Below are 25,830 nucleotides of genomic sequence, written 5' to 3' on the forward strand. Positions count from 1 at the left end.
CAGGGACCAAGGGTTTCTGCCGGCATAACTGCCAAGCTCGAATGTGGAGGCGGCGGTGAAACGGAGACCAATCGGCCGGACTGGATTGGAAGTTACCGAAATCTGTTTCGGAACAGCTCCTCTCGGCGGGATGCCGGACACGTACGGCTATAGCGTCGACGAAGCCACGGCCCTTGCGACCATCCGAGCGATTTTCGACGGCCCGGTCAACTTCATCGACGCTTCTCGCAACTACGGCTTTGGCCGTAGCGAGGAGCGGATTGGAACTGTGATCAGGGAGCGTGGTGGTCTACCTCCAGGATTTGTGCTTTCGACGAAATTAGACCGGGATATGAGTACAGGCCGCTTCGACGCCGTTCACGCCAGGCAGTCGCTCGAGGAGAGTCTTCTGGCTCTCGGTCTCGATCGCGTTCATATACTGCACCTTCATGACCCTGAGCATTCCGTGGATCTCAACGAGATCACGCGGCCAGGCGGTGCGCTCGATGAATTGTTTCGGATAAAAGAGGAAGGGCTCGCGACCGCCGTGGGGCTGGCAATGGGCCGTCTCGATATCATGTTGCCGATGGTCAAAGACTGGCCCTTTGATGTCCTGCTCAATCACAATCGCTTCACGCTTTTGAACCGATCGGCAGGTCCTCTCTTCGAGCTAGCCAATGAAAGAGGGATAGCTGTGTTCAATGCGGCTCCTTACGCTGGGGGCGTCTTGGCAAAGGGCAGTTCGCGGGTGTCTCGGATTACATATCAAGAGATTGATGAAACAATGCTCGCACCTGTGCGCCAGATCGAGGGGCTGTGCAGAAAGCATTCCGTGGCCCCTGGCGCGGCAGCACTGCAGTTCTCACTAAATGAGCCGCGGATAACCTCGACCGTTGTGGGTGTTTCAAAACCCGAAAGGATCGCCCAGACGCTTGAGTGGGCCACCGCGGCCATCCCTGAACAGGCTTGGGAGGATCTTGGGAAGATTGGGTATTCGGTGGATGATCCCGAGGCCCGGCGGATTTACAAGCCGGGCTAGTCTGCGTCATCAAAGGCGCACTGCCAAACGTTTGGCCGCGACCACCAACAGCAAGATCACCCCCCAAGCTGTGAGCGCCAGATGAGGGCTTAGTCCGATGATGTTGAAGCCGCTGGCGATGACTTGAAGAATGATCAGCGCGACGAACAGGCCAGCGATCTTTCCAAAACCGCCATACGGATCGATCCCGCCCAAGATGGCCGCGAGAACCGTTATCAATAAATAGGATTGTGCGATCTCGGCGCCGGCTGAATTGAACCGGGCCATCATGACAATGGCCGCAAGCCAGCACAACAGCGCCGACAGTACATAGACCCAGATTAGAACCCGGCCCGTGTCGACACCCGAATACCTGGTCGCCTCCGGGTTGGATCCGATCATGTGCATGCGGATGCCAAGCGGCGTGCGGGTAAGCAGCACATGAATGATTATCGCCACGACCGTGAACAGCAGGAACGAGGTGGGTACGTCCAGCACGGTTTCGTTGGACACCGCGATCAGAGCCTCGGGAAAGCCTGACACCGTGCGTCCGCGCGTGCAGTAAATGCTGATTCCATGAAGAAGCGTCATCGTGCCAAGCGTGACCAGGATGGGGTGAACGCCGGCGTACGCGACGAGGAAGCCTGTGATCAGGCCGGTCAGCACACAAAGCGCCAGCCCTGCCAGCAAGGCAGCTGTCATCCATAGCGCTAGCTCAAGGCCAGCGGCGTCCGGGGGCATCAGCGAAGTTAAGATCCAGGCCATCAGAAGGCCCGCCAGATTGGCGGTCGCGATAATTGCCAGATTGATGCCGCCCGATATCAGCGGAATTGCCATCGCCAGCGAGAGAAGGCCGAGTTCGGGCAGTTGGAACATCATCGCCTGCAGCGTCGCGGCGCGCAGGAAGATGCCCGGTTCCAGGACCGAAAAGACAGCCATCAGTGCCACGAGGAGCACAAGCAGGCCACCCTTGCCGATGATCGGCTGGCGCAAAAGCGCCATCACGCTGTCGAACTGGCTGTTGAGCTGTCGCACCCTTTGCTCCGACATCGGATTCCTCTCAACCGGCCTGGATGTGTTGCCGTCGAGTGGAACGCTTTTCAGCGTATCCGGTCATCACGATCGAGACCAGGATCGCCAGCCCGGTGACGACGCCGAAGAAGTACGAGGAAATACCGAGAAGATTGAGCCCGTTCTGCAGCATGGCCAGGAAGAGCACACCTAGCAGGACACCGGCCATCGATCCCTTTCCGCCGACGAGGCTGGCGCCGCCGAGGATGGCTACGGCAAGCACATTGAGCTCCTGCCCGGCCATCGCGGTCGGAACCGCCTGGTGAACGCGATAGGCCTGGATGAAGCCGCCGACTGAGGCGAGAAACCCAAGATAGCCATAGGCAAAGAGCTGGACGCCGAGCACGTTGATGCCAATACGGCTTGCCGCTTCCGGATTGCCGCCAAAGGCATAAACCTGCCGGCCGAGCCGTGTGTGCTTCATCAGAAAGTGCGTGAGCAGCACCACCGCCAGCATAACGAGGGTGGGCAGGCCGATCTTGACCACGTCGCCCGAGGCAAGGATTGTCCGATAGACAACGACAGGCTCGGCCCACCAGTCGGGCAGATTGTAGATCTCATGCGCATCGGTGATGTAGATCAGGAGCGCGTAGTAGATGCTCGACGTCGCGATAGTGACGATGATCGAGCCGACGCGCAGAAAATGCACGAGCACCGCGTTCAGCGCCCCAAGTGCGGTACCAAATGCTGCCGCGATCACCAGCGTTGGAATGACCGGCATTTCGTAGGTGGTGGCAAGCGTCGCGGCCAGATATTGGGCGGCCGCCGCCGTGGCCGTGAACGAAATATCGATGCCGCCGCAGACCAGGACGACGAACACGCCGGCGGCGAGGATCGCTATCACCGAATAAGCCTCGACCAGGTTCACAAGGTTCGACGCCGTCAGAAAGTGTGGAGACGACGCGGTGAGAATGATGGCCGTCACGATGATGGCTGAGCCAAGGGCGCGTTCGGGCTGTCCGAAGATGGTCGCCACCAGTCTAGGCATGCACCGCCTCCGAGAGCTGGGCCTCGGCGACCGAGCCGGGCAGGAACTCGCCGACGATGCGGCCCTGTCGCATGTGAAGAACGCGGTCGCTGTTGAAATAAACTTCCGGCACCTCGTCCGAGATCAGCAGGATGCTCATTCCCTCCCGCGCCAGCGACCTGATCAGCGCGTGGATGCCAGCCTTGTTGCGGATGTCCACGCCGATTGTCGGGCCGTCGAGGATGAGTACTTTCGGATTGGTTGCCAGCCATTTGGCAAGCACGACGCGCTGCTGGTTGCCGCCCGACAAGGTCTGACTTGCATCCTCGATGCTTGCCGCGCGAATCTTCAATTGCTCGACCCATGATTTCGCCAAGGCTGCCCGGCGACGGAACGGCACCATGCCGAACCGGTCGCTGAGCGATTTCAGCACGGTGATCGCGATGTTGTCTGCTATCGACTGCCGCAGGTTCACCCCCAGTGCGAGCCGGTCTTCCGAGGCATAAGCAATGCCTGCGGATATGGCCGCCTTGTTGGAGCGCAGCCGCACGGGATTTCCACCGACCAGGATCTCGCCGCGATCGAGTTTGGTCATGCCGAAAAGCGAGAGCGCCAGTTCGGTCCGGCCGGCACCCAGAAGGCCGATCAGGCCGAGGATCTCACCTTCGCGGATAGTGAAGGATACGTCCTCAAATTCGCCGACACGGGTCGCGCCCCTTACTTCGAGCACCGGCTTTCTTTCGTCGACGGGGCGCGCCGAAACCTTGTTCTCCAGGCTTTCGCCGGTCATCAACTCGGCGATGCGGTTGTCGTCGATCTCGCGGGCGGGAAAGGTGCCGACCTTCTTCCCATCGCGCAGCACGGTGATACGCTCGGCGATTTCGGTGACCTCTTCCAGCCGGTGGCTGACAAAAACGATGCTGATGCCCTGCGCCTTGAGCCTGCGGACGGTGGCCAGCAGCAGGTCGACTTCGTGGCGCGTCAGCGATGCGGTCGGCTCATCCATGAACAGGACGCGCGCGTTGGAAGCGATTCCCCGGCATATCGCCACGATCTGCCGCTGCGCGACCGACAGCCTGCCGACCAGCAGATCGAGGGGAAGTTGAGTATCCAGGCGCTCCAGCGCCGCCTTGGCGACCTTGCGCATTTCGGCTCGGGGCGGCAGCTTCAGCGGGGCTGACAATTCCAGCCCGATGCCGATGTTTTCCTCGACCGTGAGATTCGGAAATAGCGACAGGTCTTGGAAAATCACCTGGATACCAAGCGTCCTTGCCTGCTGGGGCGTCAGGCGGGCATGCGTTGTCCCGTCGATCGTGATGGAGCCGCCCGCATCCGGCGCGTGGACGCCGGAAAGTATCTTGATCAAGGTGGACTTGCCGGAGCCGTTCTCGCCGACTAGGCAATGGACCTCGCCAGCGGCGATCGACCAATCGATCGCGTCCAATGCCCGCGTCCCGCCAAATTGCTTGCTGATCGTGGTCAATGTGAGGAGGCTTGCGTCGCCGGCGGAAGGGCTATTCATCAGCTGACCTGCTTTTATCCACCGCAGGATTCTCGAAAGGCAAGCGAACACAACGTCCCATCCCCGACTGGAATGGGATGTTGCCGACTGCCCACCGGATACCGTGGGTCCGCTCCGACATCTGTCTGGTCAGATCACCTTGGCCCATTCATCGATGGTCTTCGGGTTAAGATCGATCTGCTTGTTGGCCCGGATGACATGGCTCGAGGCGTCCACCTCACAGGGCCCCATGCCCGGGATGTCGACGCCGTTCTTGATCTCCGTGCCGGCCGCGACCGTCTTGCCGAGCGCGACCATCGCATACCCTGAATCAACCGGGTTCCAAAGGAAACCACGGGTGATGGCGCCGGACTTCATCAGCTTCTGGCCCTGGCTCGGGATGAATGGCCCGACAACGATGACCTTGCCTATCTGGTCGCGGTCGCTGACGGCATTGCCCGCACCGATCGGCCCGTTCGCGCCGAAGATGAGGAACCCCTTCAGGTCGGGATTTGCCTGCATCTGGTCCATGGCGGTCTTGTAACTGTCGTCGACGCTATTCGAGACACCAAAGCGGTCGCCGACCTGTTGCATCTTAGGATATTTCTGCTTCTGAAGTTCAAGCGCAAAATCAGCCCACAGATTGTGCTGCACCACAGTCAGGCCGCCGACGAAGACGACATACTTGCCCTCGCCGCCGATCGCCTCGGCGAAGGCTTCGAGATGGGCCTCGCCAAAGGCCTTGTCCTGGATAAGCTCGATGTCCCAGTCGGCATTCTTCTGGCCGGGCGATTCATTCATGATGACCTTGATGCCGGCGCTCTGCGCCCGCTTCAGGACGGGCTCGAGCGCCTTGCCGTCATTCGGCACGACGCCGATCACGTCGACCTTCTTGGCGATCAGGTCCTCGATGGCCCGCACCTGCTCGGCGGGATCGTCAGTCGTCGGATTGATGATCGACGCGTCGACGCCAAGATCCTTTCCGGCCTTGAGAACGCCTTTCTCGACGTTGTCGAATCACGGGATTTTGACCTTGCCTACGATGCCTATCTTGGCCGGTTCGCCGGCTGCCCGGGCGGCGGCAGGTGCTAGGGCCGTTATCACGCCTAAAGCCGTCGCGCTCTTCATGAACGTGCGGCGGGAAATGTCGCGCATGGAAAGTTTCCTCCCATTCCAAAGTGGACAGGCCACTTTAGCCCGACCCACCTTCGAACGCAAGTGTCGCGTGTTCGAGTCAGCGTCGCAGCGCCGATATGCGTGAGAGTGCGGCGACGTCGGACTCGATCATCGCGCGGGTGCTTTCCTCGATATGGTCGAGATGCGCCGACATGGCCTCCGCCGCGCCTACGGCGTCGTGATCGGCAATGGCGCGAACGATCCTTTTATGTTCGCCAAGACTCCGACGGATGAGGGCAATGTCCTCGGTGGCGCGGCGGCGCACATCGAGCCCCATGTTGTAGAGCCCGTAGGCTATGCGATCGAGAACCGTGTTGCCGGACATTTGCCAAAGCCTGCCATGAAACTGCGCGTCGAGAATTCTGAAACCCACGGGGTCAGCCAACACGTTCTCATGCGCCACCAGCATGCCGTTGAGCGCCTCGACATCGGCATCGCCAGCATTGACTGCCGCCTTGCGCGCGATCTCGATTTCGATGATGCGGCGGCTCTCGAATACATCCGCAAGGTTGGAGGGTGTGAGTGACAGGAAGAAGTCGAGCGGCGCAAGCAGGGTTCGCGCATCGAGGCTGGTGATGTAAGCGCCGCCGCCGTGGCGGCTGTCCACCACGCCTAGCGTCGACAGGGCTCGTATCGCCTCGCGCAGACTCGGCCGGCTGATATTGAGGATCTCGATCAGCTCGCGCTCGGAAGGCAGCCGGTCTCCGGATCGCAACATGCCAGTTCGCACTAGGTCGAGGATTCGGTTGACGACCGCCTGGGCAACGCCGGTGTTGGCGGCCTGCAGCGTCTCAGCTATGGGGTGCAGCTTCGTGCCTGTCCGCTTCGACGGCCTGTCGGAACGTTGTGTCATGAGCTTTCCCATGCCTCCGCGGGTTTGAATTCGCCCCAGCTCGGTATGGGCAGTTGTAGCCCGTTTTTGATCCAGAGAAATCGCCCGTTTATGTGGGCGGCGTTTTCGCCCATCAGCCTTTCGATGAGCTCGCTCGCCTTTTCGGGATCATCGCCACCCGTCCGCTCGACCCAGGCCGCCCACTCGCGATAGCGTTCGGCGACAGGTCCGAGATCCGACACGCCATCGCGGATATCGGCCCACATCTCCGTCTTCACGTCGCCCGGATGGATCACATTCGCCGTTACGCCGGTGCCTTCGAGCTCTGCGGCGAGATGGCGCGTGAACTGATTGAGCGCGGCCTTGCTCGTGCCATAGGCGCTGTTGATCGGCCCCGGCTCATGCAGGGCAGCGGCGGAGGTGATGTTGACGATGCGCCCCCAGCGCTTGCGGACCATGTCTTCGACGAAGGCGCGGCTTGTCAGATAAGGGCCGATCGTATTGATCATTACCGTGTTGATCCAGGCCGCCGGATCGGTTTTCCAGACCAGTTGGATGGGGCCAAAGATGCCGGCCGCGTTGACAAGGATCGAAGGCGGGCCAAGGCGGGCTTCGACCTCACTTTTGATCGAGGCGACGGACTCGGCGGATGCCACATCGCCAGCGATGACAATGCCGGATCCGCCCCTAGCTTCAATGTGCTCCAGTGTATTGTTGAGCTGGTCCATGCTTCGCGAGACCAACGCAACCCTTGCGCCGCCTCGGGCAAGCCGCAGCGCAGCCAATCTGCCGATACCTCTGCCGGCGCCGGTGATCAACGCAACCTTACCTGCCAAGCCTTCCATGCTGTCCTCCAGCGATTGCGCAGAAAGGGATAGCGAAATTGAAGTGGTCTGTCCACTTTGTCGTTTCGCATCCCTTACTCGGATTTGGAAGGCCGCTTGGACCCGTCGCTTGGAGTCCGATTGAATGGAAGAAAGTTGGGGCGGCCGCGGGCGTCCCGGGACTGCCGACAATTATGGCTCGTTGAAAGCTGCGTCCAGCATTACTCGCGGGCCCCGGCTCGGCGCAGCTTGACTGCCGCCGGTCGCCGTTAAGGCCGTCCGAGTTCGTCAAGCGCATGGCGCAGTTGACCGAAGTGACCTCCTACTGACGTCTTGAACGTCTGCTTCGCGCCCAATTTCCGCCCGTTGAGGTCAACTCTGCTACTCACCATAAGTGGACAGTGCCCGGGCAGGGCTCGTTCGTTGGAGTTCTGACCCGAAGCAGCCAGAGCCAACGATCGAGCTCAGCCATCACCCCCTTCGGGCAACAATCTCGACCGGCGCGATCAGGTCGGCCTGAAATACTTTCGCTCATGTTTTTGACGATCTCGGGGCGCCGCGCTCCCATGAGTGTCTGGACGCCCAGTACTGCTCGCCCTGTAGTCGCCTGGGCGCGCTGCCGCGCGAAATGGTCAAGCGCAACATCGCGCCGCTGGCGCTCTGACAAAATCTCGAACCCCGCCGCGGAAAGCGTGTCACGGTACTGCTCTGGCGCGGCGATCGCGTTCGTGTCTGCCGTACTCGCCCATGGCAGCGGATAAGCCAGCTCGCCCGCCCCGGCGCGCATGACGTCGAAGACACCAAAACGCGCACCCGCGCGAAGCACCCGCGCAACCTCCGAAAACAGTGCGCCCTTGTCGGCAATGTTCATTCCAACGTGCAACATGTAAGCGGCGGTGAACGATCCATCTGGGAAGGGCAGCCCCAAACGCATCGCCTTGCTGCAACGAGACGAGCTCCTCGAGATGGAGCCAACTGGAAAGGACATTGCCGGCGTCAATGTAGTCGCGAGTAAGATCTATGCCAGTCACCTGGCAGCCGTATTGCGCAGCAATTTGTCTGGCCGGTCCGCTGAGGCCGCAGCCGATGTCGAGCACTCGATCCTCTGCGGTAAGCGCAAGTTGCCCTGCCAACTCTCCCGTGGCGGCGCGGCCGCCAATATGAAACTCGTCCACCGGCGAAAGGTCCTCGGCCGTGACCGTGCTTTCGGTTTTCCCCAGGCAAAACCATCACGGATGTCTGCGATCAGGGTGCCTCGTGCGTAGTGGTCAGCAACCTGTGAACGCGGCGCTGCTTCCATGATCATCGCCCCCTTTTTGGTGGCAGCTTCGTGGATCATCTCAGCCGACCATCGACATTCCCGAACTCGGTCGGTCCGACCATCATACCATTCGATCCGATGAAGCCAAATGCGGCGACACGCCCAGTACGGCTATGGCCCAGCGATCGTGAAGGGTGGCCCGGTAATCTCCATGTCGAACTGGGCCGCGATCGCCTTGATTGCGGCCAGATCTCGCGGAATCTCCAGTCCCTGCCCGGCAACCGCCGGGAAAAAGCCTTCGAGACCTCCCGGGGACAGGAGGGCGATCCATTGCGCAGGCTCGACGACGACGAACGCGTGCTCAACGCCAGCGGGAATGTGGAATATTTCTCCGGCGCTGCGTTCGGAAGTTTCCCCGGCGCGCCAGAAGCGCAGCCGTCCATGGAGAATGACGAAGATTTCGTCGGCCTCGAAATGGCGGTGGCGTGGCGGTCCGTCGCCCGGACCAGCATTGGATGCAAATGCCCCGAGCTTGCCGCCGGTCTCGCGCGCCGTCAGGAGCGTTTCGTAGTGCGTACCGTTCCAATCGGTCTGAGTACCAGGTGCTGCCCGCGTTTGCATCTTCGCCACATGTGGTTGGAGTGAAGCTTGATGGCGTCACGATAGCTACACGCTGACCTCGGGCGGTCGCCTCGTATGAACATATGAGATGCGGGGAGAATGGTTGTCAGCAAAGCCGGCTTCCGGCAGACTGCAGATCCCTTCAGGTGAGGGAGCGGTGAAACCGGCACGCATGCACGACTTCGACGGCATGGTCGGACAGATCTACGATGCGGCGGTCGAACCCGGCCGCTGGCCGCAGGTTCTCGAGACGCTGTCGGATTTCCTCGAAGGCGCCGCCACCAAGCTGACATTCCAGAACGCAAGGACGTTGCGCAGCGAAGCGAATTCGGTGCGCATGCCGCCGGAGGCGGACCTCACCTACGCGCAGTATTACTACAAGACCAATGTGTTCCTGCCGCGCATCGCCAGGCTGCGCGCCGGCGCGTTGATTCCGGTGTGGGACCTCCTGCCGCGCGAAGTCTACCAGCGCTCCGAGTTCTATAACGACTTCTGCCGGCCCGGCGACATGTGCCACCCGATCGGGGTCGTGCTGGCCAACGAACCGGACATGCGCGTCGTTTTCACCTGCGGGCGCTCCAGGACAGCCGGCGAGTTCGAGCCCGAACATCTCGACCGGCTGCGCCGCGTCGGGCCGCATCTGGTTCGAGCGGCGAGCGTGGGATTGCGCCTCTCGCGTTCGGAGATCGCCAGGAGTGCCAATGTCGAGGCGCTCGACCGCGTCGCCCAGGGCGTGCTGATCGTGGCGGCGAATAGCGAAATCCTGTTCGCCAACCGGGCGGCCGAAGTGCTGCTCACCGAAGCCGACGGAATCAGGATCGAGAAATCGGCGCTGCGCGCAAATAAGCAAGCGAATGCCGCGCAATTTCGCCGGTTGATTGCCACGGCCGCAGAGCGGTCGGAGAACGCGGGCGGTGTCATGGCGCTTACGCGCCCGGCGCCGCGTCGGCCGCTGAGCGTGCTGGTGGCGCCGCTCAAAATCGAGTCGACATGGTTCATGCCCGGCCGCCCAGCCGCGATCGTGTTCGTGGCCGATCCGGACAAAGCACCGCGGACCATGCAGGCCCAGTTGCGCGATCTCTACAGGCTGACCCCGGCCGAGGCGGCCGTGGCCACCGCGATCACCCGTGGCGAAGGGCTGCAGGCGGTCGCAGACGAAGTTGGCATCAGCCTGACCACGGCGCGCACCCACCTGCAGCACGTCTTCGAAAAGACGGAGACACGGCGACAGGCGGAACTGGTGCGCCTCATCGCGGCCAGTGGGTTTTACGAGCGACAATCGCTGGAGCGCAGCAAGGCTCGCCCAAGCTGGTCGCAAGAGCCTTCTGCAACTCGACGACATAGCACGCCCGCGGATCCGGGGGGCTGATCCTCACTATCCCTCTGCAGACCTGCCGGTCCGCTTGTGATGCGGTGGACGGCTCTCCTCCCGCCCTGCGGTATGATCGTGGGGCCAGAACTGGAGGAGATCTATGATGAGCAACGTTACGACGATTGGTCTGGATATTGCGAAGTCAGTGTTTCAAGTCCACGGGGTGGATGCGACGAGTGAGGTTGTCGTTCGCAGGAAGCTGACGCGTGGGCGCGTGCTGGCATTCTTCGAGAGCCTGCCACGTTGCCTGGTCGGTATCGAAGCCTGCAGCTCGTCGCATTATTGGGCGAGAGAACTGACTGCACGTGGCCATGATGTCCGGCTGCTGCCGGCACAGTATGTGAAGCCTTATCTGAAGCGACAGAAGAATGATGCCGCAGATGCAGAGGCGATCTGCGAGGCGGTCACTCGGCCGACCATGCGCTTCGTGCCTGTGAAATCACCCGAGCAACAAAGTGTGATGATGCTGCACCGGGTCCGGTTGATGCTCAACCGCCAGCGCACGCAGATATCGAACGCGTTGCGGGCACACCTATCCGAGTTCGGGATCGTAGCGCCGATCGGGCGGAATGGGATTGAGCAACTGCTCGTGGTCGTCAACGACGAGAACGAGGCCAGGATACCAGCTGACGCGCGGCTATGCCTTCGCATGCTCGAGGCGCAGCTCAGGGTCGTGAAGAAAACGATCGTAGGGTTCGGGCGAATGCGCGTGAGACCGAGCTTGGTCGCAGGTTGATGGAAATCCCAGGCGTCGGCCCGCTGCTGGCAAGTGCATTCGTGGCTACGGTCGCGGATGCGCATCCGTTCAAGTCGGGGCGCTGTCTATCGGCATGGATCGGACTCGTGCCGAAGCAGAACTCGAGCGGGGGAAAGGAGAGGCTCGGCAGTATCTCCAAGGCCGGCAATCGCTACTTGCGGCAGTTGCTCGTGGTGGGTGCGATGGCGGTCATCCGCTATGCCGAGCGCAACGGTACCAGGAGGCCATGGCTCGTGCAGTTGATGGCGCGGCGAACAGCCAAGGTTGCGGCGGTTGCGTTGGCCAACAAGACCGCCCGGATGGTCTGGGCACTGATGACGAACGGCGAGCGCTACAGGGAGCCGGTCATCGCATAGAACAAGATCAGGCGAGCGATCGCTGACGAGGTTGGAAAGGGCGACAGGAGCTAATGCACAAAGCCGGTTGATACCGCCGGATCAGGAAAACCCACTGGGGCCGTGCACCTCGAGTGCGAGCTTACGATCGGGACCTGAGACGCGCGAATGGCATTATGGCCAGCGGCACATGATAGGCCGCACCTACAGGTCGGATACATGGCCGCACCAACCAGCAAAGGCAAAGCTTAAAGAATCCCTTGCCAACGGAGAGCCGTCCATACACGGCCCCATTCCGGTCGAAGCAGGGCAAGGGATGCATTGAATCAGCTTTGCCGCTGCTTGAACGCGTACATCATTGGGAATGCCGATCTGAGGCGGAATTTCCACTTATCGTCAATGTCCAGATTTCCGGGCCGGGCTCTTTTGCAACCAAAACATCACGGACACGTTGTATTTCGGTCCGCAATCAGGAGAGGATGCCGTGAACGGAATAATCTATCTTATTGGCCTCGTCGTGGTCGTTTTGTTCATCCTATCACTTTTTGGACTTCGGTAAGATCATGGCCAAAATAGCCTCAACGGAAAGCGCTGCAGTGACCCCAAAAGCGGCTACATCGTCCTATCTTGAGTGGGGAGGCATATTTGGCGGGGGTGTCATCGCTTGCGCCATTTCGGTGGTTCTCCTGCAATTCGGATCGAGCGCTGGTTTGGCGCTGGGTTCTCCGACTCTTCCCAACGGTGGCGCCTCCTGGAATGTGCTCGTGGCCGGGCTGTGGGTAGTTATCGTTGCTATAGCAAGTTCCGCAGCCGGCGGTTATGTAGCTGGACGAATGCGAACGCGCTGGGAAGATAGCAATCAAAGTGAAAGCGAATTCCGCGATGGCATACACGGCATCGCAGTCTGGGCCCTAGCGACACTTGGAGCAGCGTTTTTCTTGGCGATGATTGGTGGCCACGGCGCGGCCGCCGTGGTCAATCGCCCCGACGCGCAACTCAACGAAAGCACGGTGCGCCTTTCAGCGCACATAACTGCCATTTTTAGCTTCGCGGCTGCTGCAGGCTCCGCGCTTGGCGCTGCGGCAGCATGGTTTGCAGCGATTACCGGGGGTGAACACCGCGATGAGGGAATCGCTTTTCACCACGTCGTACCGGTTTTCTTGCGCAAGCGTTAGTGCGCAACAATGCGCTCGCCCGGCCGGCAAAGCCGACCGCAGCTGTTCCAAGATCTGTTGAGATCCGTTGGAGAGTGTCAACTTGTCGCCAAGCTTGTCCAAAACCCGACGAACTGGAAACGGCCCCATACCGGTCTTCCAAGAATGTCTATCGGATCGCAATTCCTTGGGATGCTGGCATTCAGTCACGAGGCGACTGGACAATCCAATCCGCCATCAGATGGCCGCAAATCTCTATGTTGCCTCGTCCGTTCCTTGCGCTGGGACCACGTCAGGTAGGAATGAGCGCAAGTACGACACCGCCGCTCGAGCTGATTCCTCTGCATAGTGGGTCGTGACCTTGCCGTGCATAGCGTACGAGAGGGATTGGATGCCATCCACTAATGCAATGGCGGTTGCAACCTTGTCAGCCAGGTCATCGGTCCTGACCATTGAGCATCCGGCCCAGTCCGTCCGGAAGGAACCGGGGCAGGGCGCAGTCACGTAGACGCCGAACGGCGCCATCTCCGCGCGCATGACTTTCGAAATGCCCTGAAGAGTGAGCGGGTCCGGCCACTAGTGCAATCGCATTTGCCGTCTACGGAATGCCGCTTTGCGCCTAATATCGGACGTTAACCTAACCTTCTGTTTCATCGGGAAGCGGACATTTCGGAACCGAACAGAGGCAACGCCGGTTCTGCCGAACGCAGACGCAGGGCAAGTGGCAAAATCTTCGCGGCGTGACCACGCTCGTCAACAGCAAGTCGATGCTGACCGACGAGTGTGCGATGGGCAGCCATCTCAAGCAAAAATGCGAGGTGTACTGTGTGACCGGTGAGCCGAGCCCGCTGCGCGACAGCATCGATGAAGACGCCCGGTATCGCCGATCCCGGTGATCGCTCGAGGCCGGCGGCTGCAGTGCTTCTGCGACGCGCTGTGTGGTTCGGAATTCGCACACCGGCCCAATTCCGGATGGCTGTGCAGGTCGTGCCGCGTCAGCTCGGGGACGAGATCAGCTTATCATGGCGAGTATGCAACTTGCACTCCGTTATCGAGAATCGGCGTCGCTTGCCGTTCCGGGCTGCTTACGATATTCACTAAAGTGAATGACGTCACTATCCTGGCCTGCGCCGTCGGATAGCCTGGGGAGCGGCGCACCTGCGTCCGGCGAACTCGGGATTGCATAAGAAGGTTCGGTACAATGAAGGCCACGAAGACGGATGCGGAGCAGATCGCGGCCATGACGCCCCGATCTGAATCCATTGCCGAAGCTGTTTCTACCAGCGCCGTCTCTCTTGGCGAACGGGTGCGCAGCCTCAGGACGGCGCGCGATCTGACGATTGCCGAGCTCGCTCAGCGCGCCGGGCTGTCATCCGGCATCATCAGTCAGATCGAGCGTGGACGATCAAACCCTTCGATCCGTACGCTACAGCTGCTGCGGGCAGCCCTCGGGATGAATCTGTGGGAGTTTCTCGAACCACCGGGCAGGGCTGTGACCGTAAGTGGCGCCGAACGGGAGATTCCTGACTTCATATGCCGCAAATCTCAGCGCCAAACGTTGGTTGTCGGCAAGACGAAGCTTGTCAAAGAGCTGCTTTCGCCACGGAACGACCAGAACCTGCGCTTCATGATTGTGACGCTGCCCCCAGGCAGCGAAAGCGAGGATGTGCTGCAAAGTCCGGGGCAGAAAGGTGGTTACATGCTGTCCGGGCGCGCACGCCTACAGGTTGGCGACCGCTCAGGCGATCTGGAGGAGGGCGACAGTTTTCAGTTTCCCGCCGATATTTCCCACAAGATCGACAATCCTTATGAAGAGCCCGCGCAGGTGATGTGGATCATGAGCATCCTGGATGCGCATCTCTAAGGCTTTGCTGCGGACCCCATCAATGCAGTGATACGGAGGCGTTGCATCGACGTTCACTCTATGCAACAAAATGAACCTGTCAGCATTATGGTGAACAAAGGAGGCTAAAATGCCCGCGAATGGGACCGGTACTCAAGTTTCTCGCCGTGATTTTCTCCGACACACAACTGTCATCGGCGCCGGCTTGATGGCCGCGCCGCTGCTCAGCCGAAGTGCTTTGGCGGCGGCGCCCAAGTTCAAGACGGCTGAAGACGGCTTCATCACCATCGCCATGAGCGGCGCGATGCCGATGACCGGCTATGAAGGCGGCAAGTTGATGGGCAGCGACGCCGAGATGATCGCCGCAATCGCCAACAAGCTTGGCCTCGCCGTAAAGCCGGCGATCATGCAGTGGTCCGCGACGATCGAGGCGATCAAGTCCGGCCGTGCCGACATCATGGTCGGCAACATGTCATGGACGCCGAAGCGGGCGGACGCCATGCTGTTGACAGATGCCATCTACTACGCCGGCAACCTCGCCACGATGCGCGCGGATATGCCCTTCAAGGACTCGATCGGTATCGCGGACTTCAAGGGCTACAGCCTGGGCACCAGTGTCGGGTACAATTTCGTCCCCGATCTCAAGAAGATCCCCGACACCAAAGAAGTGAAGCTCTACGATACGGACGACGCGGCGATCCGCGACGTGCAGGCTGGGCGCCTCGACTTTGCCTTCCTCGACGGTCCGGAAGTCGACTACATGGTGCTAAAGAATGGCGACCTGAAGCTGAAGCAAGTGCCGCTCCGCTCGACGGAAGGCTATCCGCTCCTAACGGACAAGGGTATTGCTGTGATGGGCATGAGTCTCGACAACCCTGATCTCTTCGATGCATTCAATGCCGGCGTGAAGTGGCTGTGGTCTTCCAAGACCAACGGCACGATCCTGACGAAGAACGGCATGACGAGTCCCGATTACCTTGTGGCGCCGCAGGCAAATCCGCGTATTGGCGTCGACCGGGATGAAAGCGGCAAGATTCTCGGAGCGGCCGCGCACACGCCGAAGGATTTCTCGTCGCTGTTCGGATGAATTTGCGCGCGCTCGCGGCTGGTGGGCCGATGGGTCCGCTGGCCGTTGCGCATCGGGGCTGTCCGTCAATGCCTTCGCTGCGGTCGATGACATGCCGGACGAGAGGAAATTACGCCCATGCATGACGCAGTTCAGGTAACCGCGGCAATCGAAGGCGCAACGGGAGGAACTGCTTGGGATCAGGCTATCGTCAGGATCGAAGGACTCCGCAAGTGCTATGGCGCCCTTGAGGTTCTGAAGGATATCAATCTCGACGTCATGCGCGGCGAGAAGATCTCCATTATCGGCCCAAGCGGCTCCGGCAAGACGACCCTGCTCCGCTGCATCAACTGGATCGAGAAGCCAAGCGGAGGCCACGTTTACATTGACGGCAACCTCATCGGTGAAAAGCTTGTGGGTGGCCGCCACGTCGCAATGGACGACCGCGAGCTTGCACGCCTTCGGGTTGGCACGGGCATGGTCTTTCAACGTTTCAACCTGTTCCCACACCTGACCGCGCTGCAGAACATTACGATCGGGCCGCGCAAGGTGCTCAAGATGCCGGCGACCGAGGCCGAAGCCGGGGCGATGACGCTGTTGGATAAGGTCGGACTGACGGCCAAGCGAGACGCCTATCCCGAAATGCTGTCGGGCGGCCAGCAGCAGCGCGTCGCGATTGCGCGCGCATTGGCGATGCGCCCGAAAGTCATGCTGTTCGATGAAGCGACGTCGGCGCTTGATCCCGAGTTAATCGGCGAGGTCCTTGCCGTCATGCGGCAACTCGCCGGGGAGGGCATGACGATGATCATCGTCACCCACGAGATGAAGTTCGCGGAAGAGATTTCGGACCGCGTGATCTTCATGGATCATGGAGTGGTAGTTGAGCAAGGCAAGCCCGAGCAGTTGTTCCGCTCGCCGGCTCAGCAGCGAACGCAGACTTTCCTGCGTGCCGTCCTTGGCCGACAGGCTTACCAATGACGGAGACGGACTGGGCCGCGGCCATCGCGCATCTTCCTCATTTCCTCGGTGCTTTGCTGACCGGGGCGGTAATGACCGTCATTGTCACGGTCGGCGGGTTTGTCGGATCGATCGCCCTGGGTGTTTTGTTCGGTGCGTTCTCGACCTCGCAGATGAAGCTGCTGCGTGCCGTTGCCCATCTCTACGTCGAGATATTCCGCGGCCTGCCATTGCTGACATTGCTGTTCATCATCTTCTTCGGATTGGCGAGGGTCGGCATTAGGCTTGACCCGATCTCCGCTGCAATCGTCGGTTTCAGCATCAATGGCGGCGCCTATCTTTCGGAAGTATTCCGCGCCGGCATCGAGTCGGTTCACGCTGGCCAGAGCGAGGCCGCTCTCTCAATCGGCATGACGCGAATGACGGCGTTCCGCTACATAATCCTGCCGCAAGCCATCCGCGTGGTTCTGCCGCCGCTCGCCAATTTTGCCATAGGTCTGCTCAAGGACACGTCACTTGCGTCTGCGGTAGCGGCGCCGGAGATGATGTTCAACGCCGGCAAGCTAGTGTCCGAAACCTTCTTCGCGACGGAGGTGTACCTGTTGGTAGCGACGATCTATCTGTGCATGAGTTTGCCGCTGTCCTTCGTTACCCGAATGCTTGAGCGCAGGATGCGCCAGGGAAGCGCGCAATGAGTCTCGCCGAGCTTCAGGCTATTGCTGCCGACTGGACGCCCCAGCTCCTGGCGGCAGCAGGCTACACGCTCAAGATGACCTCGGTGGCCTACATTATCGGCGCCGTCGCTGGCCTGCTCCTTGCCTTGGCGAGGCTGTCGCAGCGCCGCGTCATCTCGCTGCCTGCCCTGGTCTATATCGAGTTCATCCGTGGCACGCCGACCCTCACGCAGCTCTTCCTGGTGTATTTCAGCCTTGCACTGGTCGGCATTGTCCTTCCCGCGTTTGAAGCCGCCGTGATAGCCCTAGGCCTACACTATGCGGCCTACATGGCGGAGACCTATCGCGCGGGTATCGAGGCCATTCATCGCGGACAGCATGAAGCCGCGCAGGCGATCGGAATGACCCGCGCGGAGACGATGCGCTACATCATCTTGCCGCAGTCCCTGCGGATCATTCTGCCGCCGATGGGCAATTCCGCCATATCGCTGATGAAAGACACGTCTGTCGCTTCTCTCATCTCAGCACCCGAGTTGATGTTGCGGGCGCATGATCTCACCAGCGAATACTATATGCCAATGCAGCTCTACCTCATCGTCGGCGCAATGTATCTCATCATGACCTATCCCCTTTCGATGGCGGTTCGCCACCTAGAGCGCATGGCGGGGAAGGGTCGCCTATCCGGAAGGCGCCGATGACGGTCGATATCCCTGTTTGGACGGGCCGAACGCTCCGGCGGCGAGAAAGGTTTCACCCATAATGTCGCCTACAGTCCTGCGCATTCCCAGCGATGACGTTCTTCCGGTCGCGGTGGATGCCGTCGTGATTGGCGGCGGCATTGTCGGTTCGGCCGCAGCCTATTTTCTCGCCAAGCGCGGCATCTCCGTCGCCCTGATCGAGAAGGGGCATGTTGGCGCAGAGCAATCGTCCCGCAACTGGGGTTGGTGCCGCCAACAGAACCGCGACGAGCGCGAACTGCCGCTGGCGGGCATATCCATGCAGTTATGGGACGAACTGAGGCAAGAGACAGGCCGCGATCTCGGCTTCCGGCGATGCGGCCTCGTCTATGTGACGAACGATCCTCGTCAGTTGGCAGAATGGGACCACTGGCGCACGACGGCCGCGCGCCAGTTCGAGGTGAATACACGAATGCTGTCCGGCGCTGAAGCGACCGCTGCGACGGCCGGAACCGGCCGCAGCTGGCTGGGCGGCGTTCATTCGATCGACGACGGAAAGGCGGAGCCGTCGCTTGCCGCTCCGATCCTCGCCGAGGCGGCGCGTGGCGCCGGCGCGAAGATCATCCAGAATTGCGCTGCTCGGGGACTCGACATCAGCAAAGGCCGGGTCACCGGCGTGGTGACGGAACGCGGGTTGATCAAGGCCGATGCAGTGCTCTGTGCCGGCGGGGCGTGGGCTTCCGCCTTCTGCCGCCGGCATGGGATCTCCTTCCCGCAGGCCAGCGTGCGGCAAACCATCCTGCGGACCAAGCCGGCACCGAAGTTGCCCGAGGCGGTCTATACACCGGACTGCGCGCTCACCCGTCGGCTCGACGGAAGCTACACGATGGCGATCAGCGGAAAGGCGACGCTTGAGATCACGCCGCAAGGGCTGCGCCACGCGCGGTCTTTTCTGCCGATGTTCAAGCAGCGCCTGAAATCGATCGAGATCGGCATCGGCCGCTCGTTCTTTTCGGGACCGGAGGCGATCGGAAACTGGCGCCTCGACGCGGAGACGCCGTTCGAGCGCGCACGCGTTCTAGATCCGGTGCCGAACCCCCGTACCGTCGCCAAGATCCTCACACGAGCCAGGGGCCTTTATCCTGTGCTGGCCGGCGTGGACGTCGCCGAGAGCTGGGGCGGTTTCGTCGATTGCACACCCGATGCCGTTCCGGTCATCTCACCGGTCGAGGCTCTGAAGGGCTTCTTCCTGGCCGCGGGTTTCAGCGGCCATGGCTTCGGAATCGGTCCCGCGGCCGGCAAACTCGCCGCCAATCTCGTTGCCAACGATGTCCCGATTGTCGATCCCAGACCGTTTCGTCTCTCGCGACTGTTGGACGGCTCGAAGGCCGAGGTTGGCGCGGTCTGATGCCATGCGAAGGGACGAAAGCGCTGATCTCGAGCATCGCGAGAGTCTTGAGGTCTGCCGCTCAGGCGACGCCGAGAAAGCGTCAGCCCTCCTTTACGCGCATATTATTCATGCCTGCGAGTCTTTGCTCATGGCCTAAAAGCGGGAAGTGAGAAAGGTGCAACATCGCGCAATCCTGAATCACAGCGATTTCGGCAAGGCGCATTGCGTCGAACCGATCGAAGATGAACCAAGATATGGTGTATTGGAGCGGCGAAGCCTGCCGATGAACCGCGCGCGGCTGCGGGACCATACGGAACGATACGGGAAGAGTTGCTGAATTGGTCCACGAAAAGACCAATGAAATCAATGGCCAGAGCGCACCCTCCGGGCCCACCATAACCATTGATTTCGTTGATGAAAACTGGCCTCGGCCCAAAATGTTTTGGGCCCGTTATGGCCCGGGTATGCTGTGGCGGCCACCTTTTGTTCCAGCTCGATCTGATCACTTGACGACTCGCACGGCCGCTCGGCGCTTCATGGCGTCGCGTTTGGCCTCGCGCTCGTTGATCGCACGAGCGATGTCGACCGCGATCCGCTTCTTGTTTGCCTCAAGCACGTAGTCGTCCGTTACGGTCATAGAGGAATGCCCCATTGCCTCCATGATGGCGTGCGCCTGAACGTTGCATTCCGCGAGGTATGTGCCGAATGTACGGCGCAAACCGTGAAGCGTGTACCCGTGGGGAATTTCCGCCTGGCGCGTCCAGTGCTGCATCATCCCGCTCAGGCTCTTCTCCGAGAAGGCCCGTCCGTAAGCATTTTTCAGGACGGTGCCACCCGCCGAGCGATCGAGCGGTTCCAAGGCCGCCGCCAGTTTGTCAACGATTGGAATGAACATCTCTCTTCCGCCGTGGCGATTGCGATTCTTCTTCTGACGAAAGCCAAAGGCTTCGATCAACTCGAGCGAACCGTCGAACAGTTCAATCTCCTCGGCTACGAGATCCTCCCACTCCAAGGCGGCGACGTCGCCGCGACGGTTTCCGAGCCAAAAGCCTAGGGCATAGCAGGTGCGCGCGGCCGTGCCGACTGGATGCCGTGCCTCGAACTTCTCGCGAACCGCAATCGGCCAAGCGGGATTCTTGGTGGATCTAGGCACCCGCACGCGGATGGACAATGCGGGATCGTTTTGCGGCTTGATCCACTTCTCGACCTCAATCGCGACCCATAGCAGTTTCTTGATGGCGACCAGCATGTGTTTGGCAACCGTGCGGTTTGTCGCAAAGATGCCTTCCGTTAGGCGGTTCGCCACGGTCGTGCCTTGCACGAATGTCGTATCACCCCTCTTTGCCCTGGAGCCGTACAACTACAGCTATCAAGGATTGGCCAGTGGCCGAACTGCAGACCGTGCGGCGCCGGATATCATGGCGCGAACTCTATGCGCTGCGGCCCGACCTGCGGCCGGTGAATGAGTGCCATGCTCAAGCTGTCAGCCACTCATCAGCAGCACGTGCCGCCGCCACTTCGAGCGCGTCGGGCGCGAGGATGCCGCGGGCAAGCGCAAAAGCTTCGAAGGCAATGCGCGCTGTTTCGACGTCTTTGTCACCGACCAAAGCAGATTGGCAGACACAGAGCGCGGCTGTGAATGTCGGGCTGCGGCTGCCCGGCCACTCATTCAGCATTTCGTAGGCCTCCACTACCGACACAATATCGCGCGGGAAGCCCATCCCGACAAATACTGGAACGGGCTTTGAAAACAGTTCGGGTCTCATCGGTGACTCCGTTAATTTGCGTGCCGAAACAACACGCAAATTGTAGAGTGGTTGCGATGACCTCGACAGTAGACCAAACGGGTGTATTGACCACTTCCCACCTGCGCCCAATGGAGGTCTCCCTGCGCCAGCAACGCCTTTTTGGAGACCGCGTCTGCCGCTTCGCGCACACTATTTAGAGTGAAATGTTGAGGCCAAAAGCGCAGGAGGCGAGGCTAGGCTTTGAGCGAGTGCGGGCCATTGGATCATGGCGGCTGTCGGTCGCAGCGCATCGATTTATCGATCGACGCAGGCGCGCGTCTTCACACGCCGCAGTCACGTCAGGAACGATGGCAGGTCGGGACTCAACAGGCTGGCCAAATCAGCGGCCCGGTTGCATCGGGGGGACTAGCTTCTTCGGGGAAGTGCAACCGGGCCACACCGGTTTCCTCCCGGCAATCCAACCATGATGGCGAGCGGGATGAATACAAGCCATCTCTACAAGAGTTGCGGTGCCGACCAGGCATGCCACCATTCGGCGGCGGAGCTATCCGGAAGACTTACTTGCATACCCGTCGAGCCTGGGACCTCCTCTAGATTGTGCAGTCTCCTGACCCGGAGCACCGCCTCGCCTGAGCCCGTGTTCCAAGAAGGAGGAAGCCCGCTGCGTGTAGCGTACTGGAGCGGGTCTTTGCGTCCTCGGTCATTGCTTTGTCGATCTTAGGGAATGGTCGGTTCCTGAACGCGCCAGGGCTGTAGTGCCACTAACCCTGGATTCCGTGAGGATGCCGAACGACGTTGTCTCGGAACCTTGACCACAAGATCGGCGGGGCCATAATGGCCGTATGGCTCGCACTTCCATGAGCCATACTGGGAGGAATTATGAAAAACAAAATAGACGATGACCGACGCAATCTTCTGACCTTAGCGGCTGTTGGCGGTGCCGCTGCACTTCTGGGCGGCTTCGGGATCAGCCAGGCTCGCGCCGCCGCCACGGCCTCCGGGCGTTCCGAAAAACCGCTCAAGGCAGCGTTCTCCAACGCCGGACTTCAGGCGACATGGTGCGCCCAAGGTAAGGCAGCGGCGGAATACTGGGGCAAATTATTCAACGTCGAGGTGACTTGGTTCGACGGGGAACTCGATGCCGTAAAGCAGCGCGCGGCGATCGACAACATGGCTTCCCAGAAATGGGATTTCGTGGCGATCCAGGCCTTTGGTATCGGCACGCTGGTGCAGCCGGTGCAAAAGATGATCGACGCCGGGATCCCTGTCATCGACATGGACACCCTGATTGCGCCACTCGACAAGATCAATGTGCACAGCTTCCTCGCGCCTGATAATGAATTCATGGGATCATCGGTGACCCAGGCGCTCATCACCGCCATCGGCGGCAAGGGCAAGGTCATCACCACGCAGGGCGCGCTCGGCCACACGGGCGCCCAAGGGCGAAACCGGGGCTTCGAATCAATCGTCAAACAGCATCCCGACATCGAGGTTCTGGAAAACCAGCCGGCCGACTGGGACGTCACCAAGGTGGCGCGGCTATGGGAGACCTATCTTACGAAATATCCGCAGATTGACGCGGCCTATTTCCACAACGACGACATGGCGCTTGCAGCGTACAACGTCATGAAGGCCCATAACCGTATCAACATCAAGATCGGCGGTTGCGACGCCATGCCCCCTGCCATAGCCGCCGTTGCCGAAGGGCGCATGCACGCCACCGTGCGCAATCCGTCCTGCCGTATTCATGGCGGCGCCATTGTAGCCGGCGTCGCCGCGGTGACAGGTGGCGAGAAGTCAGGCGAAGGAATTCCGAAAAGCGTCGTAACCGACGGTCCCGTGGTTACCAAGGAGAATGCCTCCGGCATGCAATGGATGGAAGACCATTTCCTGATCTGATCTTCGTCCCAACTGGCTGGCGGATCATCCGCCAGCCATTCGCGCAGCACTGGAAAATCGCCACGCGGACAGAATGAACGCTCAAGCTGAAGCCTCCTTGCGAGCGGTCGCGCCGCGCCTTCGCATGGATGGGATATCGAAATCCTTCGGCGGCGTGGTGGCGCTGCAGGATGTGGATTTCGTGTTGCGCGCCGGCGAGATCCATGGGCTCGTTGGGGAAAACGGCGCCGGCAAATCAACCCTGATGAAGATCATCGCCGGTGTGCACGCCGAATATAACGGCCGCATGTTCATCGACGGAGAGCAGGTCCATTTCCGCTCGGCCCGTGATGCGCTTGCGGCGGGCATCGGCATGGTGCATCAGGAACTGAGCGTCGTTCCCGATCTCACAGTTGCCGAAAATGTCTTTCTTGGAAAACAGCCGACGAAGGCGGGACTGATCGATTGGTCCGGTATGATGGCCGCAGCCCGGGAACAACTCGCCAATCTTGGCATCGAGGTCGATCCCCGCGCGTCGATGGGATCATTGTCGATCGGCCTCCAGCAACTGGTCGAACTCGCTCGCGTGCTCTTCTCGGGAGCGCGGATCATCATACTAGACGAGCCTACCTCGGCGCTGTCGCCGCCAGAGGTGCATCGCCTGTTCGAGGTGCTTCGCGGTGTTCGTGCGAGCGGCCGCAGCATGATCTTCATTTCCCATTTCCTCGACGACATCCTATCAGTTTCCGATAAGGTGACCATCTTCCGCAACGGGCGCCGTGTTGTTACCGAAGCCGCGGCCTTGATCGACAAAGGCTGGGTTATCGAACGTATGATCGGCAGCGGTCACGAGGAGCTGGAGGCAAGTTATACCGGCGCGATCGCACTCAATAGCAAGTCCGCGGCGCCCGTAATCCTCTCGGCGCGAGGTCTTGCGGTGGGGCGCGCCTTCGCCGATGTGTCGCTTGACGCGCGGGCCGGCGAGATTCTCGGCATCTATGGTTTTATGGGCTGCGGCCAGGTCGAACTGGCGCGGACATTGTTCGGCAAGCTCAAGCCGAGCACCGGGACGTTGTCAATTGAGGGCGCGGCGAAACGTTTTCGCAACACGGCGCACGCTCGCCGCGCGGGAATCGCCTTCGTGCCGGAGAGCCGCCGTTCCATGCTGTTCTACCAGGAACCGGTCTATAAAAATGTCTCGATCAGCGTGCTTGGCCGCATCTCGCGCCTCTGGTTGAAGCCGGCAGCGGAGCGCGAGATCGCCAGCCGCCATGTTGAACTGCTGAATATCCGTCCGTCGAATGTAATGGCGCTGCTCGCCAGTCTTTCCGGCGGCAACCAGCAGAAGGTCGCGCTGGCGAAATGGCTGACATACATCCCTAAGGTGCTGATCTTGAGCGAGCCGACCCGAGGCATGGATGTTGGCGCCAAAGACGATGTTGTGAAGATCGTACGGGCGCTGCGCAACCAGGGCCTTGCTGTCATCGTTGTCTCGGCCGAGCCCGAAACCGTCCTGTCGCTCGCCGACCGTATCATCGTCATGAAGAAAGGCCGGATTGTGCACGAGTTCGCCGGCGAGACGATCAGCAAGGACCGGCTGCTCGACGCGGCTTGAGGGAGAACGCCAAATGACAATGCAGGTTCAGGAAGCCGTAAAAGGGTCCCCGTCGCGGGCTGGCGCCTTCCTGCGCAACCGGATGCGCAACATTGCGCCTTTCGCGACGCTGATCATCCTGCTCGCGTTCTTCAGCATCGCCAGCCCATCTTTCCTCAGCGTCGACAACGGGGTCAACGTGCTGACGCAGATTTCCGTCACGGGCGTCATCGCGGTGGGGCTCACTTTTGTCATCCTCTGCGCCGAGATAGATCTTTCGGTAGCGGCTATCGCCAATGCTACCGGCATCGCCGTTGCCTATTTCACGATGCAGGAATCCTACGTCAACATTCCCAACCTCCCCCTGCCGGGCTATGCGGCGATCGGGTTGGCGCTGCTCATCTGCGCCTTCCTGGGCCTGGTCAACGCCTTCGGCACGACGCTGATTGGAATTCCCTCGTTCATCATGACACTTGCCATGATGCAGATCGGCGCTGGCATTTGCGCGCTTCTGGTGCGCGGTCAGATCGCCTATGCGGTTCCCGATCTGGTTACGATGATGGGTTCCGGCACGATAGCCGGCTTTCCGTGGATCATCATCGTGCTGGCCGTATTCCTGCTGGTCGGTCATATCGTTTTGACCTACACGCGCTTCGGCCGATACGTCTACATGGTCGGTGGCAACCGCGAAGCAGCGGAATATTCTGGTGTCAACGTTAAACTGGTCTTGGGCGCGGTGATGGTCATTTCGGCGGTCTGTTCCGGTGTGGCCGGGATGATTGGTGTGGCCCATTTCGGCAGCGCCCAGCAGAACGAGTTCGACGGCTATCTGCTTGACGCCATCGCAGCGGTGGTGGTCGGTGGCACCAGCCTCTTTGGCGGCCGTGGCGGGATCGGCAACACGATCATCGGTCTGTGCATACTGGGCGTCCTCAACAATGGCCTCGATCACGTTCAGATCGACAGTTTTTTGAAAATCCTCATCCGCGGCATCATTCTGCTCGTCGCACTGATCATCAATGTCTATGTGCAGAATCTGCGTGATCGTCAACGCATCTGATTACCGGCGGTTGCCAAGGCACCTAATGTGCAACTTCCTCCAGACACTCGGCGGCGCGAGAGCTGCCGGGATTTG

23 protein-coding genes and 3 pseudogenes are annotated in these 25,830 nt (G+C 60.5%); 14 read left to right on the forward strand and 12 right to left on the reverse strand.

Annotated features, from left to right (window positions below; genetic code table 11):
• Nucleotides 1-55 precede the first annotated feature (55 nt).
• Nucleotides 56-1,018, forward strand: a complete 963-nt coding sequence (locus FJ492_RS10510; RefSeq protein ID WP_140769848.1) for an aldo/keto reductase — start codon at nucleotides 56-58, stop codon at nucleotides 1,016-1,018.
• Nucleotides 1,019-1,027: 9 nt separating this feature from the next.
• Here FJ492_RS10510 and FJ492_RS10515 read toward each other — a convergent pair whose 3' ends face one another.
• The 9 genes and pseudogenes from FJ492_RS10515 to FJ492_RS10555 form a co-directional block, all read right to left on the reverse strand.
• On the reverse strand, nucleotides 1,028-2,032 hold the full coding sequence (locus tag FJ492_RS10515) for an ABC transporter permease (RefSeq protein WP_181166628.1): 1,005 nt from the start codon (nucleotides 2,030-2,032) through the stop codon (nucleotides 1,028-1,030).
• 25 nt (nucleotides 2,033-2,057) lie between these two features.
• Nucleotides 2,058-3,056, reverse strand: coding sequence for an ABC transporter permease (locus FJ492_RS10520; protein ID WP_140714466.1), 999 nt, complete (start codon nucleotides 3,054-3,056; stop codon nucleotides 2,058-2,060).
• On the reverse strand, nucleotides 3,049-4,557 hold the full coding sequence (locus FJ492_RS10525) for a sugar ABC transporter ATP-binding protein (protein ID WP_140769852.1): 1,509 nt from the start codon (nucleotides 4,555-4,557) through the stop codon (nucleotides 3,049-3,051). Before FJ492_RS10525 ends, FJ492_RS10520 begins: the two co-directional genes overlap by 8 nt.
• Nucleotides 4,558-4,686: 129 nt before the next feature.
• Nucleotides 4,687-5,541 (reverse strand): annotated as a pseudogene (locus tag FJ492_RS10530) (substrate-binding domain-containing protein); the annotation flags it as partial.
• 12 nt (nucleotides 5,542-5,553) lie between these two features.
• A complete protein-coding gene (locus tag FJ492_RS29125) occupies nucleotides 5,554-5,691 on the reverse strand; it encodes a twin-arginine translocation signal domain-containing protein (RefSeq protein ID WP_246675967.1) in 138 nt (45 codons plus the stop codon).
• 79 nt (nucleotides 5,692-5,770) lie between these two features.
• Nucleotides 5,771-6,565, reverse strand: a complete 795-nt coding sequence (locus FJ492_RS10535; protein WP_181166629.1) for a FadR/GntR family transcriptional regulator — start codon at nucleotides 6,563-6,565, stop codon at nucleotides 5,771-5,773.
• Entirely contained in the window at nucleotides 6,562-7,389 is an 828-nt protein-coding gene (locus FJ492_RS10540) for an SDR family oxidoreductase (protein WP_246676010.1), read from the reverse strand. The genes FJ492_RS10535 and FJ492_RS10540 overlap by 4 nt, the downstream gene beginning before the upstream one ends.
• 364 nt (nucleotides 7,390-7,753) lie before the next feature.
• Nucleotides 7,754-8,356 (reverse strand): methyltransferase domain-containing protein, encoded by a 603-nt coding sequence (locus FJ492_RS10545; protein WP_140769860.1) that lies wholly within the window; start codon nucleotides 8,354-8,356, stop codon nucleotides 7,754-7,756.
• Between the two features lie 444 nt (nucleotides 8,357-8,800).
• Nucleotides 8,801-9,250: a cupin domain-containing protein gene (locus FJ492_RS10555; RefSeq protein ID WP_140714476.1), complete on the reverse strand. Its 450-nt coding sequence runs from the start codon at nucleotides 9,248-9,250 to the stop codon at nucleotides 8,801-8,803.
• 157 nt (nucleotides 9,251-9,407) lie between these two features.
• Here FJ492_RS10555 and FJ492_RS10560 point away from each other — a divergent pair, with 157 nt between their 5' ends.
• The 3 genes and pseudogenes from FJ492_RS10560 to FJ492_RS10570 all read left to right on the forward strand — a co-directional run bounded on the left by FJ492_RS10560 (nucleotide 9,408) and on the right by FJ492_RS10570 (nucleotide 12,889).
• Nucleotides 9,408-10,619 (forward strand): LuxR C-terminal-related transcriptional regulator, encoded by a 1,212-nt coding sequence (locus FJ492_RS10560; RefSeq protein WP_181166631.1) that lies wholly within the window; start codon nucleotides 9,408-9,410, stop codon nucleotides 10,617-10,619.
• Nucleotides 10,620-10,725: 106 nt separating this feature from the next.
• Nucleotides 10,726-11,735, forward strand: a pseudogene (locus FJ492_RS10565) (IS110 family transposase).
• Nucleotides 11,736-12,277: 542 nt separating this feature from the next.
• Nucleotides 12,278-12,889: a hypothetical protein gene (locus tag FJ492_RS10570; RefSeq protein WP_140714480.1), complete on the forward strand. Its 612-nt coding sequence runs from the start codon at nucleotides 12,278-12,280 to the stop codon at nucleotides 12,887-12,889.
• A 417-nt stretch (nucleotides 12,890-13,306) separates the two neighbouring features.
• Here FJ492_RS10570 and FJ492_RS10575 read toward each other — a convergent pair.
• A pseudogene (locus tag FJ492_RS10575) lies at nucleotides 13,307-13,426 on the reverse strand (short-chain dehydrogenase/reductase); the annotation flags it as partial.
• A 182-nt stretch (nucleotides 13,427-13,608) separates the two neighbouring features.
• Between FJ492_RS10575 and FJ492_RS28695 the strand changes: the two are divergent.
• The 7 genes from FJ492_RS28695 (at nucleotide 13,609) to FJ492_RS10605 (ending at nucleotide 19,493) form a co-directional block, all read left to right on the forward strand.
• Nucleotides 13,609-13,764 (forward strand): hypothetical protein, encoded by a 156-nt coding sequence (locus tag FJ492_RS28695; RefSeq protein ID WP_181165895.1) that lies wholly within the window; start codon nucleotides 13,609-13,611, stop codon nucleotides 13,762-13,764.
• A 305-nt stretch (nucleotides 13,765-14,069) separates the two neighbouring features.
• Entirely contained in the window at nucleotides 14,070-14,732 is a 663-nt protein-coding gene (locus FJ492_RS10580; protein ID WP_140769864.1) for an XRE family transcriptional regulator, read from the forward strand.
• Nucleotides 14,733-14,841: 109 nt separating this feature from the next.
• Entirely contained in the window at nucleotides 14,842-15,798 is a 957-nt protein-coding gene (locus FJ492_RS10585) for an ABC transporter substrate-binding protein (RefSeq protein ID WP_140714661.1), read from the forward strand.
• 186 nt (nucleotides 15,799-15,984) lie between these two features.
• Nucleotides 15,985-16,755: an amino acid ABC transporter ATP-binding protein gene (locus FJ492_RS10590; protein ID WP_140747214.1), complete on the forward strand. Its 771-nt coding sequence runs from the start codon at nucleotides 15,985-15,987 to the stop codon at nucleotides 16,753-16,755.
• Nucleotides 16,752-17,429 (forward strand): amino acid ABC transporter permease, encoded by a 678-nt coding sequence (locus tag FJ492_RS10595; RefSeq protein ID WP_140747074.1) that lies wholly within the window; start codon nucleotides 16,752-16,754, stop codon nucleotides 17,427-17,429. Before FJ492_RS10590 ends, FJ492_RS10595 begins: the two co-directional genes overlap by 4 nt.
• Complete coding sequence (locus FJ492_RS10600; RefSeq protein ID WP_140714486.1) at nucleotides 17,426-18,106, forward strand: amino acid ABC transporter permease; 681 nt, start codon at nucleotides 17,426-17,428, stop codon at nucleotides 18,104-18,106. Before FJ492_RS10595 ends, FJ492_RS10600 begins: the two co-directional genes overlap by 4 nt.
• Before the next feature lie 61 nt (nucleotides 18,107-18,167).
• Nucleotides 18,168-19,493 (forward strand): FAD-binding oxidoreductase, encoded by a 1,326-nt coding sequence (locus FJ492_RS10605; protein WP_140714488.1) that lies wholly within the window; start codon nucleotides 18,168-18,170, stop codon nucleotides 19,491-19,493.
• Between the two features lie 484 nt (nucleotides 19,494-19,977).
• Here the strand turns inward: FJ492_RS10605 and FJ492_RS10610 are convergent, their stop codons facing one another.
• Nucleotides 19,978-20,796 carry a site-specific integrase gene (locus FJ492_RS10610; RefSeq protein ID WP_246675970.1) on the reverse strand — a complete coding sequence of 273 codons (819 nt, stop codon included), beginning with the start codon at nucleotides 20,794-20,796 and terminating at the stop codon, nucleotides 19,978-19,980.
• A 154-nt stretch (nucleotides 20,797-20,950) separates the two neighbouring features.
• Nucleotides 20,951-21,241, reverse strand: coding sequence for a DUF982 domain-containing protein (locus tag FJ492_RS10615; protein ID WP_140714492.1), 291 nt, complete (start codon nucleotides 21,239-21,241; stop codon nucleotides 20,951-20,953).
• Between the two features lie 861 nt (nucleotides 21,242-22,102).
• On the opposite strand from FJ492_RS10615, the gene FJ492_RS10620 reads away from it, so the two are divergent.
• From FJ492_RS10620 to FJ492_RS10630, 3 genes are all read left to right on the forward strand, one after another.
• On the forward strand, nucleotides 22,103-23,122 hold the full coding sequence (locus FJ492_RS10620) for a sugar ABC transporter substrate-binding protein (RefSeq protein ID WP_140714494.1): 1,020 nt from the start codon (nucleotides 22,103-22,105) through the stop codon (nucleotides 23,120-23,122).
• A 73-nt stretch (nucleotides 23,123-23,195) separates the two neighbouring features.
• Nucleotides 23,196-24,716 carry a sugar ABC transporter ATP-binding protein gene (locus FJ492_RS10625; RefSeq protein ID WP_246675971.1) on the forward strand — a complete coding sequence of 507 codons (1,521 nt, stop codon included), beginning with the start codon at nucleotides 23,196-23,198 and terminating at the stop codon, nucleotides 24,714-24,716.
• A gap of 13 nt (nucleotides 24,717-24,729) precedes the next feature.
• On the forward strand, nucleotides 24,730-25,755 hold the full coding sequence (locus FJ492_RS10630; RefSeq protein WP_140714496.1) for an ABC transporter permease: 1,026 nt from the start codon (nucleotides 24,730-24,732) through the stop codon (nucleotides 25,753-25,755).
• Nucleotides 25,756-25,830: the final 75 nt, after the last annotated feature.

This window comes from Mesorhizobium sp. B2-5-4, from assembly GCF_006441095.1.
GTDB lineage: Bacteria > Pseudomonadota > Alphaproteobacteria > Rhizobiales > Rhizobiaceae > Mesorhizobium > Mesorhizobium salmacidum.

Excerpts from the sequence above, each read along its gene's own strand:
- FJ492_RS10585 (WP_140714661.1), top strand. The coding sequence starts at position 14,842 with ATGCCCGCGAATGGGACCGGTACTCAAGTTTCTCGCCGTGATTTTCTC.
- FJ492_RS10615 (WP_140714492.1), bottom strand. The coding sequence starts at position 21,241 with ATGAGACCCGAACTGTTTTCAAAGCCCGTTCCAGTATTTGTCGGGATG.
- FJ492_RS10625 (WP_246675971.1), top strand. The coding sequence starts at position 23,196 with ATGAACGCTCAAGCTGAAGCCTCCTTGCGAGCGGTCGCGCCGCGCCTT.
- FJ492_RS10595 (WP_140747074.1), top strand. The coding sequence starts at position 16,752 with ATGACGGAGACGGACTGGGCCGCGGCCATCGCGCATCTTCCTCATTTC.
- FJ492_RS10525 (WP_140769852.1), bottom strand. The coding sequence starts at position 4,557 with ATGAATAGCCCTTCCGCCGGCGACGCAAGCCTCCTCACATTGACCACG.
- FJ492_RS10620 (WP_140714494.1), top strand. The coding sequence starts at position 22,103 with ATGAAAAACAAAATAGACGATGACCGACGCAATCTTCTGACCTTAGCG.
- FJ492_RS10605 (WP_140714488.1), top strand. The coding sequence starts at position 18,168 with ATGTCGCCTACAGTCCTGCGCATTCCCAGCGATGACGTTCTTCCGGTC.
- FJ492_RS10630 (WP_140714496.1), top strand. The coding sequence starts at position 24,730 with ATGACAATGCAGGTTCAGGAAGCCGTAAAAGGGTCCCCGTCGCGGGCT.
- FJ492_RS10520 (WP_140714466.1), bottom strand. The coding sequence starts at position 3,056 with ATGCCTAGACTGGTGGCGACCATCTTCGGACAGCCCGAACGCGCCCTT.
- FJ492_RS10535 (WP_181166629.1), bottom strand. The coding sequence starts at position 6,565 with ATGACACAACGTTCCGACAGGCCGTCGAAGCGGACAGGCACGAAGCTG.
- FJ492_RS10580 (WP_140769864.1), top strand. The coding sequence starts at position 14,070 with ATGAAGGCCACGAAGACGGATGCGGAGCAGATCGCGGCCATGACGCCC.
- FJ492_RS10570 (WP_140714480.1), top strand. The coding sequence starts at position 12,278 with ATGGCCAAAATAGCCTCAACGGAAAGCGCTGCAGTGACCCCAAAAGCG.
- FJ492_RS10600 (WP_140714486.1), top strand. The coding sequence starts at position 17,426 with ATGAGTCTCGCCGAGCTTCAGGCTATTGCTGCCGACTGGACGCCCCAG.
- FJ492_RS10555 (WP_140714476.1), bottom strand. The coding sequence starts at position 9,250 with ATGCAAACGCGGGCAGCACCTGGTACTCAGACCGATTGGAACGGTACG.
- FJ492_RS10540 (WP_246676010.1), bottom strand. The coding sequence starts at position 7,389 with ATGGAAGGCTTGGCAGGTAAGGTTGCGTTGATCACCGGCGCCGGCAGA.
- FJ492_RS29125 (WP_246675967.1), bottom strand. The coding sequence starts at position 5,691 with ATGCGCGACATTTCCCGCCGCACGTTCATGAAGAGCGCGACGGCTTTA.
- FJ492_RS10545 (WP_140769860.1), bottom strand. The coding sequence starts at position 8,356 with ATGTCCTTTCCAGTTGGCTCCATCTCGAGGAGCTCGTCTCGTTGCAGC.